Source organism: Sinorhizobium sp. 22678 (genome assembly GCF_052044265.1).
Classification (GTDB): domain Bacteria; phylum Pseudomonadota; class Alphaproteobacteria; order Rhizobiales; family Rhizobiaceae; genus Sinorhizobium; species Sinorhizobium meliloti_A.
Map to the genome: position 1 here is coordinate 1 of NZ_JBQEMS010000029.1, position 15557 is coordinate 15557.

Consider the following 15557-nt stretch of genomic DNA (forward strand, 5'->3'; position numbering starts at 1 on the left):
GTGCCGGCGGCGCCGGAGGCTGAATATTGCTTGATGCCTAATTTCTCCAGGACAAATAGATCCGTGCCGTCCTGGAAGTCCATCACGGAGTCCCGTCCGACGAGCGAACCCGCGCCCTTGAAGACGAAGCGGTCGGCATCGGCGCCACCCCACAGGATGTCGCTTCCCGCGTCGCCAAGCAGGGTATCTCTGCCCGCGTCGCCGCGAAGCGTGTCGTTTCCGTCTCCGGCAATGACAAGGTCGTTGCCGAGGCCGCCAGCAAGCACGTCGTCGCCAGCTTCGCCCGTCAGGATATCGTCTCCGGCATCCCCGAATGCCCGATCGTTGCCGGCGCCTGCGGCAATCCGATCGTTACCGTTACCGCCGTGGGCTTCGTCGATGCCGCCCTCGGAGTCGAGCACGTCATTCCCATCACCGCCATCGAGGTAGTTGTTCCCGTCGCCGCCATCGACGATGTCGTCGCCGATGCCGCCATAGACCCGGTCGTTTCCGGATTGCCCCTTCAGGGCGTCATTGCCCTCTTCGCCGTAGATCGTATCGTTGCCGGCACCACCACCGACCGCCTGCTGCGTCAGCTTGCCCGTTGCGAGATCAATGCGGTTGTTGAAGCCGTCGTTTCCAGAGCCGGCATAGATGATGTCGTCTCCCGCTCCGGCGTCGATGTATTCCTCGCCGGCGCCCCCATAGATCTTGTCGTTACCGGCACCCGCCAGGACGTGGTCATGGCCATCGCCGCCGTTGATGATGTCATTGCCGTCTTCGCCGGAAAAGATATCGTTGCCGAGCCCGCCGATCAGCGTGTCGGCGCCAGCGCCGCCGTCGAAACTGTCATTGCCGTCGCCGCCTTCCGCGTAGTCATCACCCGCTCCGGCCTTGAAAAAGTCGTTGCCAAGTCCGCCATAGAGCCAGTCGTTGCCAAGCCCGCCGTCGAGATAGTCGTCACCGGCATTACCCCAGAGGTAATCGTTCCCATCATAGCCACGAAGCGCGTCCGCAAGATTTGTCCCCATGAGCCTGTTGGCGACATTGGTTCCATTGATGTTCATTCGTTTATCCCCTGGTATTCTGCCGTGGGTTGCGAAGGTCGAATGAGGCAACGGTGACATGCCTTGCGAGCGAATTGCGCATTTGCAAGCAAGCCATTGCTTCTACATGATGAAAATCGATCCTAGTTGGTCGGGAAACGGAACGTGAGGTCCTTGAGCGCCCATTTCCGGTCGCCAAGGAGACCGTCGATATAGGCGTTACGAGTCGTTTCATAGGTCGCCGTGGCAGGCATTGTTTTTCCAGGCTCGCGGGATTGAAAGTCAGTTCAGTACCCCGAGCTCGATGCCCCGAGATCTGAAACGCAGCTACCTTATAGCTCAGCTGCATTAACATCTTAATTCGGCCTGATGGGGGGAAAGGCAGACCAGATGGCTTAGACCTGATGGATAGTGCCCGCCCCTGTATGTGGGCCGGTACGATCCAAATCACGGTGTGACCAAGCGAGCGCCCAACGCAATTGGCCGTATGCGCCGCCTAGACCATTAATTGCGCGTATTTCTGAGTATTGAGGTTTTCGGCAGGAGCTGGAGATTTGGCAAGGCGAATGGCTAAGAATTGTTGGGCGATGCGAAATTGTCGAACCTCGTCGTGGAGACCGTGATTGTCCAACGATCAGAAGGCACGGATTGTAGCGGAGAGCCTTCACCCGGTGAGCGGGTTGTTGATGTTCCGCGCGTCATGATTTCATCATCCAGGGACGGATTGCCTGTTAGTCGCCGTCAGGGGCTGCCCATTGCAGCTGGAATAGGATGCTGTCGTCGCGTGACGGGAACCAGCAGTGGGCATCGAGGCCAGCTGTTTTTGCCTCGCCGCTTGGGTCCTTTAGAACGTAGCACCCCGCATACGTCTTCACGGACTTGCAAAGCCTCTCCAGATCCGAATGGCGGATGTTTCTGACGAGAACTGGCTGAAAAAATTCTTCCATTGGTCGCTCCCCTGCGATCCGGTCGGCAGAGAGCATTAACGAAAGCTAATAATGGAGAGATCAAGGCAGGGGGGCGGAATAAGCAGGTCTCCTCGATTTAACGGCTAAGTCTTCGTTCTCCTGGACCGAGATGCCGCCCGGAGACCAACTCGCGACGAGAATTGACGTCGCGTGTGGTACCTTTGGACGATAGTCGTTCTCACTGAACTCCCATCCGCATGTGAGAGAGGGAAACTGGCGATGGCCGCAGCCAAACCTTCCGCTCGATCCGGCCATTGTGATGCACCGGAATGTCCTTGCCGGCATTTCCCGTCGGCTACTCCCGCTTTTTTGTCTGGCCGCTTCGTGCCGGAGGAGCATCGGCGTCTTTGGTGCCGGGTTCGGCGGCTTGATCTGGCAACGGAACGGGTTCGAAATCCATCTCCGGTGGCACTGCCTTCTGCCGGGATGGCGTCTGCTGTTGGGTGAGTTTGCCGTCTTTGGGATCACTCATCGTCGGATTCCTTTCGTGACCCGGTCTCAACCAACCGCATCCGGTAAGGTTCCGCGCAACGGGGAGAGCGTATGATGGCCTACCGCACCGCCAACTCCATCCATCCCGATCCGACGGAAGTCTACGCGCTTCTCATCGCTATGGCGCAGATGCGGACGGCATTCGCCAATCTGCCGATGCCGCCAAGCGGCCGCATCAGATCGCCAATGCGCACATCGCCCATGCTTGCGGCACCTGTCACTCAAGGTGGCGTGAAGATCAATCGCCGGCGCGCACTCGTTGCCGATAGCGCTCCCGATCCTCTTCTGTTGCTCCTGTTGAGAGGTCTTCACCCATTTGCAACCGCTGTGCGACCGCAAGCCATGGTCGACTAGGGTTCTCTTGGGTCCAGAGGATCTTTGCTCGCCGTTCTATCTCGCGATCGTCCACTATCGCCTCCATCGGACGTGGTGACTTTAACACGGCGATGTGGCGGGAACGTGCCTGCCTTGATGGAGCCTTCATAGAACCATGGCTAGTCCGAAATATTCAGACGAGGTAAAATGCGTTGTCGACGCTCTTGATTGTTCTTATCGCCCGGCCGTTGTTGCAGTTATCAGTCGGGCGGAATTCTAAGTGCGGCCGGCTGCTGCGTCGCAGCTCATGGTAAGGCCACCACGGAGCGTAGACGTCGCGGGGAACGCCGGCAATCGCAGGTAAACTCCGCACTTTGTCATGGACGGCGCCCCCTATAAGGGTTGCTTCACGGTCGGGATGGGTCAGGGCGCCGAGTCTACTCGACGGTTGCCCAAACTCTTGTCCTGGGATTGGCTACCCAATGGTGACGATGCGTCGGAAGGCTGCCTCGATCTGGCTGCGGACATAGGTCGGACCCGTCCAAATTTTTGCCCGAGGTTTCCTTCTCCGCTCTCGGCGCCCTGATTCTTCCCGATCCTTGAGGATGGATGCGGCTTTACGCTGCCGGTGACGCCGTTGCGGCTTCCGTTCGACAGGCGACGTCCCAAAGAAAACCGACCAGTTCTCGAGCAATCGCAGTGATGGCGACATTGCTTTTTTTGCCCGATCCCACCAGCTTCCGATAACGCGTGTTCAGCCGAACCTGCGCTTTCCATGCAATGTCATTCATCGGCTGCGGGATCTCGGGACGGCGCTTGTGTATCCAGTTTCCCACCTTGACGCTCCCGCGATAACACCAAGCCGCTTCAAACAACAGGGCGCGCAAGGCGGAGTTGCCTTTCTTGGTTATTCCGCGCGATCGGATGGATCCGCCGCTCGAGTGCTCCCCCGGAACGAGGCCGAGATAGGCCATGAGTTTGCGGGGATTATCGAACCGCGAGAACATCCCGACCTCGGCGACAAGCGTTGCCGCAATGACAAGGCCGACACCCTTGAAAGCCTGCAAGTTCAACACCGTGCGACCCAGCGACCAAGTTTGTGAAACCAGCGCGATTTGCTCTTCCAGCTCCTTCTTGCGGGCTTCGGCCTGTTCCAGGCGATTGAGGTAGCTTTGAAATGCAATCTGCTGCGCTTGATGAGAAAATTGTCGATTACGAAGCCATGTCCGATGTCTGGAGGTCCAGGACTTGGCCGGATAGCGCAGATCGTGCTTCAACAAAAACAGCTGAACCAATGTGCGAGCCTTGCGCGCATCGTGGGACGCGACGGAACGCGCGCGCACCAGATCTCGCATCGCCTCATGCACCGGGTCCGGCACCCAGACCGATGTGAGTTCGCCTGCACGCAACAACCGCGCGAGCATTACGGCATCGCGGGTGTCCTTCTTCTGGCGGTTGCCCGGCCGCACGGGGGTATGGCTTGGCGCGACGACCCTGCAATCAAAACCAAGCCCCTCGATCTGTCGGAAGACGTTATATCCACACGGGCCGGCATCGTAGGCGAACTCTAGGAGGCCGTGCCGATCTCCAAGCTTCCTCACTAGCTTGGAGATCGCGTCTGGTTCGTTTGCGATCGTACCAATGAGGCGAACCTCACCCGACCTTCCCGCTTCGGCAAGGGCCACGGAAATAGAGTCCTTATGGACGTCCAGTCCAATATATGCATCGTAATCACTCATGACGGATACATCCTTCTCCCGACCGAAATGGCCGCCGGCCATGCTGCCCTCAAAGCACGCCTTCGCAAGAAGAAATGGTCATAGCATCTGGCTCTTCGCTGGCGCTGACACCGGCGCGGAGACCCTGGCGCGTGCCATGACGATCATCGAGACGGCCAAGATGAACGGCATCGATCCGCAGGCCTATCTGGCCGACGTGCTCGACCGCATTCACGATCACAAGATCAATAGGCTCGACGAACTGCTCCCGTGGAACTGGGCACCTGTGGCAATCATCTGCGCCGAGGCCGCCTGATGGCTACGGTCACCTATGTCTTCACGATAAACCACGTCGCGAAAAAGCTTGGAGAGGACCCTGAACTCCTTCAGGCGATAGTCAGCAACGACGACAATCTCTCCTATGGCAGTATCATCAGCGTCTACGATGGCACAGACGAGGCACTCACCGCTCTCACTGACGATGGGGTTGACGAGCTGAGACAAATGCTCGCCCATGCTCGCCGCACCGCTGACGAATGGAACGACTTCCTCGAAGCCTTCGTCGATGACGAAGAGCTCATCGCGCGCATCAAAGCGAAATCCCCGCGGTAACAACGTAACAACCGGGCGGTTACGCCTCTTGCGAAAGCTTTGCGTGGAAAGATGATTGCGATGGTCAGGGCCGCTGGAGGGCGCTTCAAGCGTTTCGAAACAATAGGGAAGGCACCGTGAAGGACCGTACGCGTGAAGCGAACGGGAGGCGGCCTTCCCGCGTTTTGGAATTATAGACGAAGACGCGAATGACAGAGCTCCCGCGCCACGTGTTGGAGCAACGACTGAGTTGCCGCACGACAGGGGACGGTGGCCCGGTTTCGGGAAGCGTTCCCTCGCGCTCGCTGGAGCGACCGTCTGAATGCCTGTTCGTACCCGGCCGCACAGCTCAAAAACGCATTAGCCGCTGGCTGGCCGAAATGGAAGCGGAAGCCGACGCGTTTGCCGACGAGAAGGGCAGGGATGCCTTCGTATTCAATCCGTTCGAAAGCCGATATCTCAAGTTCTCAAGTCAGCACCTGCATCGTTCGAAATCCGTTTTTTCTCGTCTGCGCAGCCTGAACGAGGAATGACTCTAAATAGGGGCTGGGCTGCGCCGTCTAGAGTGCGTTGCGCAGACGCTCTGTGCGAATTCTCAGCGGCCGAGCCGATAGCTGCAGGTGGAACTCCCAGTCGTGATCCCTGACTCTGCTTCATGGGGTATCCGTGGGCGGCCGGCGCCGTCATGGGTGTCTTTTCGTCGACGCCCGTTAGCGCTTAGTTTTTGAGGCGAGGACGACGTAGACGGCATTTCCAGCCGTAACAACGGCGTCAGCCGCGTCATCTGAGATTTCGATATCTGAACTTGCCCTCGATCATTCAATGGTGCCCGCAACAGAAGCGAGGCGGGGCGCGACTTTGCAGTCTCAAAGACGGAAACAGGAGCGCAATGCCTTCCTATGGCTTCCTGATGAGCTTCCTGATGAGCGGGGCGCCTAACATACTCCTACAAAAGGTGAATAGGCGATACCGGGCTTACCTCGAAGATGGTAGCTATGCCTCTCATTCGGTAATTGCCAAATGGCGCCCCCCATCACTTAATTCGAGGGTTAAGGTGATTAGACCTGACGGTCGCATATTATTTTGAGGAGACGAAACGACATCCACCGTCGCCGGTGTGGAACAGTAGATGTGCAATAGCGTGTGACGTTCCCCCTTTGTCGCGAACCCGATCTTCTTCGACGTGGGCTGTTGAAAGACGTGGTTTGCCGACCAATCGGCCTTCGTTGATGGGAGACGATTTGCCCCGCGGCGTCGGCCCGGCTGCATGCGCCATTTGCCAATTGGATCAACATGGCCGGAATAGTGCTGATCCGTTGGGACAGCAGAGGACTCCAGTTCCAAATGTAAATCGTGCAGGCAATTCGTCATGACGTATGCCCGCGATCTTTGTTGATGTGTTCTTCAGGACCATCTACTGGAAGATTGTATTCGTTCTTTGATCGATAACTAATTTTCGGGGAGTAACGGTCCGAGGGAATAAGCCGAAGCTCGCGTAAAACATTTATAGTAAAATCTCGGCCGGAAATTGCTTCCTTGGTCCGTGCAGTTCTTTGGCAAATTTATCTGTCTAGCGGTACCAGAGGGAATCGGCAATGGCTTCATCAATACCGGATTTAGGGAAAGTGTCGGCATTCACGAATGAGCCGCATCGCGCGAAAAGTGCCTCGCCAGCGGCAAACGGAGGGAAAGAGCAGTCATTCGAAAACGCAGACAAGCCGTGCTTGCTTGTCCTTGATAGTAGGGCGTTAGGTCGCGAATGCCTGGCCAGAACCCTCATTAATCACGGTATAGGGATGGCTGTTGCCGCCTTCGGATCGATTGACGATTGGCGGGAGATGAAGGGCAACCGTCCCCCCATTGCAGCCGTCCTCCTCAATAGCGGTGCGCGCAAACTCCGCGAGATTGAGACAGAAATTCCTAGGCTCGCATCCGAGTTTCGCCCCGCACCCGTCGTTGTCCTGTCCGACAGCGACGACATCACCCAAATCTTGCGGGTTCTTGAAAGCGGCGCGCAAGGCTATATCCCGACATCTGTCGGCGTGGACGTGTGCATTGAAGCGATCGGTTTGGCGATCGCGGGCGGCGTCTTTGTGCCGGCGAGCAGTGTTCTCGCGGCACGCCACCTGATCGCGACTGAGAGGCAGGAAGTTTCGCCGCTAGTGGGGATGTTCACCGTACGTCAAGCGGAAGTGGTCGAGGCGCTACGAAAAGGCAAGGCGAACAAGATCATAGCCTACGAACTCAAGCTCCGCGAAAGCACGGTCAAGGTCCATGTGCGCCATATCATGAAAAAACTGAAGGTTACCAACCGAACCGAGGTAGCTTGTAAGCTGAACGGCCTCTTTTCAGGCGATACACCCACCTCCTGAGCCACTTAGTCCGTTCAGGCCGATCGTACGCGCTTGCACAAGGCTGCGCTGATCCAAATAGTTAGGCAGGACTGCGCAATGAGCCTAACAGAGCGGCCAGTGTGTATTCCTTAGCGTCATCGCGCATCCGTGGCGTTGAACAAACATTCGCGCACAGGACGTGTCAAATGTTCAAATGCAACGATTTTGATGCCCAACAAAGGCCGATCGCCCGATCGCCATCCCTCATCGGTCGACCAGGCCTCTCATCTTAGCCCAAGCCGGCAAGCTGTCGAGCAACTGTTCCCCAGTTCCCGCCACAACCCAACGACAAACGACTGACCCTAAGCCACTGATTGCTCGGAGGGCTCGTGTCCAGGCACTATGAGACCTGAATGGAGAGGGATATGCACTCGATCCTGGAGCCGAACAGGTCTTGCTCCAGGCCGGCGAACGGAAGTCAAGAGGATTTGGTCGTCCCGTCGGAAAATGGAGGAGTCCGCACCGCGACGGTGAAAATGACTTTTGGTGAAGATGGTTTTTTACCGGAATGTAATAGCCCGCGCGGCAGTCCACCTTTTAAGCACATCAATACGCGGCGGGTCGGTAAGCGAGAGGCTCAGGCTGACCAAGCCGTATGGTGCGCATCCTGGCATCCCTGCTTCTGCGGGCATTCACTCTGCTCGTCGAGATCACGGCAAGTGCAATGAAGAAAATCATGCCCGGATCGGCACTCCCAGCACCCAAAGATCCAGCGACGACGGAACCGATCGCGCAAGCCTGCACGCTCGATATCACCGCATTTGCTTCGGGATGAATGTGCCCCTTTAGGCTTCCCATGCCCCTGAGTATAACCAGCAGCAGCGTCACCATCATAGCCCCGCCAACGAGGCCAAGCTGCGAAGCCACTGCAATCGGCCAGCTGGAGGCACGCGAACTGCCCAAGCCGACGCCGAGACCACCCGTCTCGACAAAAGCCTGGAGGCTCTTAATATTCCAGTAGGCACGCTCCTGACCGGACGCGGAACTGGCTTTGTTGAGAACCATGGAATCGATCAGATGGACAAAAGGCGCGAAGAATTCTTCATCGTACTGCACGACTGCCATGACAGTGACGGCTGCGAGCGCAAGCAACGCGATGATCAGGATCTCGTCCTTGTCCATTCGGCCGGACAGAAACGACCACGAAATGGAAAGTGCCACGGGAATGCTCAGTACGACTAGGCCGACATAGGCAACAGAAGACGTGGAAAGAAGCAAGAGGACGAGTAAGAGGAAGGCCAGTGCCTGAGCCACGCGTGACTTTGTCTTTCGCCAATAAACGTAACAAAATGAGAGGCAGACCAGTGAGCCGCCGCCGAAGGACGATGCCTCGGATGCGGCCCCAGTAATGCGCCAAAAGCCATTTTCGATGACCTCGGTAAGCATGGCGTAGCTGGCCGTGCGGATAGGCGACAGGATATCGCCGGCTCCAGCGACCTTGCCCAGCAGATCAAGGAGTCCGAAAACGACGTGAACACTACACCACAGAAGAAATCCGCGTCGGATACTCTCCAACCTATTTTCTTGCAGGAGTAGGACGCATAAGGCGATGGCGGTGAGGCCGCCCAGAACAAAATACCCGGTTTGGGTAATGTTGCCCGAGACCGGCGCAAGCGGAGCCTCGATGACCCCGCGCCTCATGGCTGCCTGAACGAATACGCTCGTCTGTCCCGCAAAAAAGCGCGGAAACAACCATGCGCCGACCACGGCATAGAGCATCAGGCTCGTGAGCACCCAAACCGGTCGAATTTTGCCGAACACGTGACCAAGGTCCCGCCACATGCGCCGTCTGCTGACAACTGCCGTTATCAAAAGCGCGGCGAAGAAGGTGTATATGAGCGGTGACGAGCCTCCAATCGCGCTCAGAGTCATAACTGCAGTGGCACCGAAAGCAAGCGAGACGATGAGGCCAATGATCAATGGAGCGCGGCAATAATAGCCGATCACCAATATCCCCGCACAGATTAAAAGGCCGACGAACGAGATCTGCATGGGCTGCCGGTTCCAACTCTGCAACGCAGACCGAAGGCACGCGAATTGGTCGCAACTTGCCTCATGCAATCCTTGGCAATTGTTGCGCGGAATGCAAGGGCGTCAAACGGAGTAGGGACCTGCAATGATTTGGTGGCCTTTTCGCTTTAGGTCACCTCCGCCCGCCGAGGTCTGCCGACGACGAGCCCATCGCCAAACGCCACTGCACCTCAGCGAACCTATGCAAATATGCCGATGGTTGCGAGGCTGCTTCTCCCGTCTGTCCGGTTCTCCTGGTTCGCGCCACATGCGATGGCCCTGCGAAAGGAGTGGGAGGGTTTACGCCCTCCCCAAAATGGAGAGATTTGCTTTCATCCCCCGGGCCGCTAGCCTGATCGCATACCGCAACTACGGAATTCGGTAAGTGGCCGCGGACTTGCATGTACCAAACCGGATCGGGCGAACAGCACACGCCGTAAGGAGATGATCCGCATCCATGCAATTTGACCTCCAAGATCAAGATCCCGCGAATGTCCAAGGATCCGAGATGACTTCGCTAGGCAAAAAGGTTGTCAGCAGCGCGGCATGGGCAGCCGCCGAGACATGGGGCCGTCAGGTGGCCATGTTCGCCGTCTTCATCATTCTGGCTCGCCATCTGGGTCCGGAGGAATTCGGCCTCGCCACACTCGCCATGGTTGCTCCAACTATTCTAGCAACGGTCGTGACGAGAGGGATACCTGATGCACTTGTACAGCGCGCGGAGATCGAGCCCATTCATGTGGATTCAGCGTTCTGGCTGCTTGTTGCGACCGGTGCAACGCTGAGCGCTCTCATCTGGGGGTTCGCCGGAGTGGTCGCCGAGCTCTTCGGCGAACCGCTTCTCGAGGGCCTTGTGCGCTGGACCGCCATAATTGTCGTGGTTCAGTCCTTGGCGGCAGTTCCAACAGCGGTCCTCAAGCGTGAGCTTAATTTTCGCCTCTTCACACTGCGCACATTGACCGGAACGATGGTCGGCGGAACCGTGGGTTTGACCATGGCGATCGGCGGCTACGGCATGTGGAGCCTGGTCTTGATGCAGGTCGCAAAAGCGATTGTAGAAACAACGGTTATTCTTCTCGGCAGTTCGTGGCGGCCCCGCATGGCGTACTCTTACGCACGTTGCCGCGAATTGTTCGGGTTTGCCGGCCCCATCGTCGTCCAAACTCTATGGACCTTCGTGAACGAAGAGATTCCAAAAGTCATCCTTGGCCTGTTTTTCGGGCCTGTTGCTGTTGGCGTTTACGCCATCGCCCGTCGCCCCCTTGACCTTTTGGGGGAGTTCCTACTCGGTCCTTTGGCGGCGATAACGATGCCCGCCGTGGCCAGAGTTCAACGCGAACCGGACAAGATCGATCACTTCTTCAACACAAGCGTGCGGATGGCCGCAATTGCTGGCTTTCCCGCCTTCGTGGGCTTTGCCGCGATCGCGCCTGTCGCCGTTCCCTTGGTCTTTGGGCCACAATGGACAAGCGCCGTGGTCGCCGTCCAGATCCTCATGATATTGGGATTGCAGCGTACGATCGACAGCTTGTGTGCGTATACGATCCTTGCGCTCGGGCAATCGAGTTTGGTCCTGAAACTAAATATGATTTACACGCTTTTCAGTCTCGTCCTGCTCACCGCCGCAGCACAGATTAGTCTGGAGGCAGTAATTGCTGCGCTCGTCGCCTGTAATTTGCTCCTGCTGCCGGTCTTTCTCTTCTACGTACAGCATACCGCTCATATCGACGTGTCGAAGCCATTGGCAATCTTCCCGAGATTGGCGGGCGCGGCCGCACTCATGTTCGTGATCGTTAGTGCATGGTTGCTGGCCGCCCCGGATGATCTCCCGCAGGCTGTCACAGTGGCAGCAGGGATCGCGATCGGCGCTCCCATCTATATTGCCGCAGCCGTCCTGCTGGTGCGTGCGGACCTGCTCAAAGTCCGCGACATGCTTCTAAGCCTTCGCGAATAGGAGCAACCAGATCATCGGAGAAAATGGCAGCGCTCTCACAAGCACACTGACCAGGTCCCCGCGGCGCTTCCCGGTACCTACCTCGAACCGGCGGCTTGTCAGAATACAATTCGCTGACGCTATCCCACGGAGCCTTGCAGTCGGGCAGTTTATGCTTTTACTACATTAGGGGCGCTCACATGGAAGCGTGCACAGACATTTCTGGTGTCGACCACCAGCTTTGCACCTTCAACGACGGTTCTCCAATCAATGGCATCATGATCTGTCGTGATGACAATGGCATCAAACGAGGCCAGGCGGTCGGCTGAAATATCCACCGAGCGCCGACCTGCTAACGCGGCATACTCTCTTGTGGCGGGAATCTCAGGCACGTAAGGATCGTGGTAGTCAACGACTGCGCCCCGTCGCTCCATCAGGTCGATTAGCCTCAGCGCCGGGCTCTCTCGTGTATCCCCCACATTCTTCTTGTAAGCCATCCCGATCAATAGGATCCGAGATTCGTTCAAGCCGCGGCGGGCTTTGCGGTCCAAAGCCTCCACAAGGCGGTCAACAACGTAGTGCGGCATGTTCGTGTTGACCTCTCCAGCTAATTCTATGAAGCGCGTTGCTACTTCGTACTCGCGAGCCTTCCATGTCAGGTAGAACGGGTCGATGGGGATGCAGTGGCCGCCGAGACCTGGTCCTGGGTAGAACGCCATATATCCAAACGGCTTTGTCTTGGCGGCTTCGATCACTTCCCAAACATCGATGCCCATCCGGTCGAAGATGACCTTCAGCTCGTTGACCAAGGCAATGTTCACGGAGCGAAAAATGTTCTCCGTTAGCTTGACCGCCTCCGCGGTTGCGGTTGAAGTCACGGGAACAGTCCGCACGATAATCTGGCTGTACAGTGCTTGCGCAATTTCCAGTGAAGACGGATCGTCGGCGCCGATCACCTTCGGAACACTGGTGGTAGTGTGCACTTCGTTTCCGGGGTCTTCGCGCTCGGGCGAATATGCAAGAAAAAAATCCTTTCCGAGAACAAGGTTCGTCGCTTCCAGCAGCGGCCGCACGATTTCTCGTGTCGTGCCTGGCCAAGTGGTCGACTCTAAGACGATAAGTTGCCCAGGACGGAGCCGGTCAGCGATGGCCCTTGCGCTGTTTTCGACAAACGACAGGTTTGGCTCCCGATTTCTGGTAAGCGGCGTCGGAACCGCTATCAGGATCGCATCAGGCATGCTCAACGCAGAGAAATCGCTCGTGGCGCGAAACCGCTTGCTGTCAACAGCCTGTTGGATGGCTGGGCCAGCCAGATGCTTTATTCCGCTTTCGCCGCGGTTAAGCAGCGCGACCCGCGACTGGTCGATGTCGAAACCGATAACCCTGAACCCCGCCTCAAGCGAGCTCAGAGCGAGCGGCAATCCGACATATCCAAGCCCCATAATGCCGATCGTGCAGTCCCGCGTCCGGATGCGGTTCAGCAGTTCTTCGGCATCAGGACCAGTGTTCATGTGTTGCATATGCTTTCGTCCCCATGTCGAAAATGGAGCATCGTCTCAATTATTGCAGTGAAGTAGTTCCCGGCAATCAGCAAATTGGATGTATTCTGCGAGGCGCTCTACATCTCAAAAAAGTTGAGTTGCGCCAAAAGGAGAACAGTCGAAATGCTTATCCAGCCGAAGTTGTCAAATAAATCGTTCGCTGCGACACTCAATCTCGAGCGCAGCAAAGAGCCTTTGACATTTCTCCGCTTATGAGCGGGCAGGGCGTGTTGTGGATGACGCCGACGCATCGGCGGCCACTATCGGCTGCTTGGTACAGGTGGGATGATGACACAGTCAATTTTGATCACCGGAGGTGCGGGCAACATCGGCAGCGCACTCACTCGCGCCTTGGTCAAACTCCCTCAGACCCAAGTGGTCGTGGCTGACAACTTGTCGACCGGCAGTCGCGATAAAGTACAAATCGACGCCGGAAACCTGACCGTCATAAAGGCGGATGCGAACGATTTCGACGACATCTCCTCCTTGTTCTATCGCTTCCATTTCACACATGTCTTCCATTTCGCAGCCGTCGTCGGCGTGCAGCGCACCTTGGCAAACCCATTACTCGTATTGCGCGATATTGCCGGAATAGAGAACGTGCTGAGACTGTGCAAGAACACGGGCGCCGAGCGTGTGTACTTCGCTTCCTCATCAGAAGTTTATGGGGAGCCTTTTGAGATTCCCCAAAATGAGAACACCACGCCGCTGAACTCGCGCCTGCCATATGCTGTCGTGAAGAATCTTGGAGAAGTCTATCTACGCACCTATCAGCGTGAATTCGGACTCCCCTTCACGATTTTCCGCTTCTTCAACACCTATGGACCACGCCAGAGCGAAGATTTCGTGCTGCCGCGTTTCGTGCATGCTGCACTTCTCGGTGAGCCTCTGACCATTTACGGGGATGGTTCGCAAACGCGCACTTTCTGTTATGTTGACGACACGGTTGACACGTGCATTGCGGTACATCGAACTCGCTCGCACGAGAACGATGTCATCAACGTAGGCAGCGATCTGGAAGTGAGCATTCGACAACTCGCCGAAATCGTCATCGGCGTGCTGGGCTCATCGTCAAAATTGGAGTTCCGTCCACCGCTAACAGAGGGCGACATGACGCGCCGGTGCCCTGACACGAGCAAGATGAAGGCACTCTTGAACCGTCCCTTGGTTCCACTAGAAGAGGGCATTAGGCGCCTTGCCGAACACGTCTCCAAGTCGCAAAGCTCTCATGAGCTCAGAAAAGTCGCGTGAGCACACGTTGGGGGCATGAATGAAGCTGGTCTATGTCGGGCAGCCTTACGATAGACTTTTCCCGCCGGTTCAGAATTCGATCGGGCTGATTGTCTACAATACTGCGCTTCACCTCAGTAACAGCTTGCACATCACGGTCTATGGAAGACACTACCGGGACGACAGAGTTCCGGCGGACCTGCCATTCGCTTTGCGGCGAGCTCCGGTACGGCGCGACAGGCTGCAGCAAAAGGTTATTCGCGAATTTCCTCGCTTGGCGCGTTGGACGCAACTGGACCGGAAGGCCGACGACCATTCCCAATATAAGAACGAAATTCGTCGTTATCTGGCCCTGGACCGGCCGGATATCGTCCATCTGATGAACTATTGGAAGTGGAGCCGGGCTCTAAAGGCGTCCAGCTCATCTCATAGGCTCGTGCTCGAGATGCAATGTGAGTGGTTGTCACAGCGTGACCGCGATCAGGTGGCCTCCCAACTTGAGGTAGTGGATGCCGTGGTCGCCGTCAGCGATCACATAGCCGAAACATTTCGTTCTGCATTCCCGGACTATCCCGGAGCTGTTGCCTCTGTCGGCAACGGCGTCGATGTCTTCCATTTTCGGCCGGGCGAAGCGGGAGCACCAGGTGACCCAAGAACCGGGCGTGTAATCCTGTTCGTCGGGCGAATATCACCAGAAAAGGGGCTTCACACGCTCGTAGAGGCCTTCAGTGAAGTCGCGCTGCGCTTCCCGGACGTGGAACTGCGGATCGCGGGGCCCTATTCTCCTCTCCCTGTTGACTTCCTGACCAGCCTCTCGTCAGACCCCCGTGTCATAGATCTCAACCGTTTCTACGACCAATGGAATAGATGCAGATATCAGGAACACCTGGACGAACTCATAGATCGCCACAGGCTACGGGATCGGATCCGATTCGTTGGCAATGTGTCCCACAAGGAACTCATTGCGGCCTACCACGACGCCGATATCGTGGTGAATCCGTCGCTCAGCGAGAGCTTTGGGATTTCTGTCGTGGAAGGAATGGCCTGCGGAATTCCGGTGGTGGGAACGCGGGTCGGGGGTATGTGTGAATCCATCCTGGACGGACATACCGGGATGTTGGTGGAGGCCGATGCTCCGGGCGAACTCTCGCAGGCACTGATCACCGTTCTGGATGATCCCGCCCGCGCAAGAGGAATGGGGAACGAAGGACGCGAGCGCGCCGTGGCGCTTTATTCGTGGGAGGCGCGCGCGGAGCGGCTAAGGTCCGTTTATGAGCGGGTGAGCAGATGAGCACCGCTAGTAGCTAGGTCCATGTTTCGTTTCCTCAGTCCAGTCATCCC

11 protein-coding genes and 3 pseudogenes are annotated in these 15557 nt (G+C 57.0%); 8 read left to right on the forward strand and 6 right to left on the reverse strand.

Annotated features, from left to right (window positions below):
- The 3 genes and pseudogenes from ACTJKL_RS27965 to ACTJKL_RS27975 form a co-directional block, all read right to left on the reverse strand.
- Window positions 1-1046: calcium-binding protein (locus ACTJKL_RS27965; RefSeq protein ID WP_440854352.1), on the reverse strand; the 1046-nt coding region annotated here is incomplete at its 3' end.
- 710 nt (window positions 1047-1756) lie between these two features.
- A complete protein-coding gene (locus ACTJKL_RS27970; RefSeq protein ID WP_018099480.1) occupies window positions 1757-1972 on the reverse strand; it encodes a hypothetical protein in 216 nt (71 codons plus the stop codon).
- Between the two features lie 199 nt (window positions 1973-2171).
- Window positions 2172-2465: pseudogene (locus tag ACTJKL_RS27975) on the reverse strand (hypothetical protein).
- A gap of 74 nt (window positions 2466-2539) precedes the next feature.
- Between ACTJKL_RS27975 and ACTJKL_RS27980 the strand changes: the two are divergent.
- Window positions 2540-2839, forward strand: coding sequence for a hypothetical protein (locus ACTJKL_RS27980; protein ID WP_440854353.1), 300 nt, complete (start codon window positions 2540-2542; stop codon window positions 2837-2839).
- 578 nt (window positions 2840-3417) lie between these two features.
- Here the strand turns inward: ACTJKL_RS27980 and ACTJKL_RS27985 are convergent.
- Window positions 3418-4539, reverse strand: a complete 1122-nt coding sequence (locus tag ACTJKL_RS27985) for an IS110 family RNA-guided transposase (RefSeq protein WP_440854354.1) — start codon at window positions 4537-4539, stop codon at window positions 3418-3420.
- A gap of 76 nt (window positions 4540-4615) precedes the next feature.
- Here ACTJKL_RS27985 and ACTJKL_RS27990 point away from each other — a divergent pair.
- From ACTJKL_RS27990 to ACTJKL_RS28005, 4 genes and pseudogenes are all read left to right on the forward strand, one after another.
- Window positions 4616-4834 (forward strand): annotated as a pseudogene (locus ACTJKL_RS27990) (transposase domain-containing protein); the annotation flags it as partial.
- On the forward strand, window positions 4834-5130 hold the full coding sequence (locus ACTJKL_RS27995; protein WP_014989677.1) for a hypothetical protein: 297 nt from the start codon (window positions 4834-4836) through the stop codon (window positions 5128-5130). The pseudogene ACTJKL_RS27990 and the gene ACTJKL_RS27995, both read left to right, overlap by 1 nt.
- A gap of 172 nt (window positions 5131-5302) precedes the next feature.
- Window positions 5303-5608, forward strand: a pseudogene (locus ACTJKL_RS28000) (hypothetical protein); the annotation flags it as partial.
- A 1096-nt stretch (window positions 5609-6704) separates the two neighbouring features.
- Window positions 6705-7481: a LuxR C-terminal-related transcriptional regulator gene (locus ACTJKL_RS28005; protein ID WP_440854355.1), complete on the forward strand. Its 777-nt coding sequence runs from the start codon at window positions 6705-6707 to the stop codon at window positions 7479-7481.
- Between the two features lie 567 nt (window positions 7482-8048).
- Here ACTJKL_RS28005 and ACTJKL_RS28010 read toward each other — a convergent pair.
- Window positions 8049-9494, reverse strand: a complete 1446-nt coding sequence (locus ACTJKL_RS28010; RefSeq protein ID WP_102762241.1) for a hypothetical protein — start codon at window positions 9492-9494, stop codon at window positions 8049-8051.
- A 475-nt stretch (window positions 9495-9969) separates the two neighbouring features.
- Here ACTJKL_RS28010 and ACTJKL_RS28015 point away from each other — a divergent pair, with 475 nt between their 5' ends.
- Window positions 9970-11466, forward strand: a complete 1497-nt coding sequence (locus ACTJKL_RS28015; protein ID WP_245425109.1) for a lipopolysaccharide biosynthesis protein — start codon at window positions 9970-9972, stop codon at window positions 11464-11466.
- Between the two features lie 149 nt (window positions 11467-11615).
- Here ACTJKL_RS28015 and ACTJKL_RS28020 read toward each other — a convergent pair whose 3' ends face one another.
- Window positions 11616-12965, reverse strand: coding sequence for a nucleotide sugar dehydrogenase (locus tag ACTJKL_RS28020; protein WP_440854356.1), 1350 nt, complete (start codon window positions 12963-12965; stop codon window positions 11616-11618).
- Between the two features lie 309 nt (window positions 12966-13274).
- Here ACTJKL_RS28020 and ACTJKL_RS28025 point away from each other — a divergent pair, with 309 nt between their 5' ends.
- On the forward strand, window positions 13275-14237 hold the full coding sequence (locus ACTJKL_RS28025; protein ID WP_180980765.1) for an NAD-dependent epimerase/dehydratase family protein: 963 nt from the start codon (window positions 13275-13277) through the stop codon (window positions 14235-14237).
- Window positions 14238-14256: 19 nt separating this feature from the next.
- Window positions 14257-15507: a glycosyltransferase family 4 protein gene (locus tag ACTJKL_RS28030; RefSeq protein ID WP_102764669.1), complete on the forward strand. Its 1251-nt coding sequence runs from the start codon at window positions 14257-14259 to the stop codon at window positions 15505-15507.
- The last annotated feature ends 50 nt before the right edge of the window (window positions 15508-15557 follow it).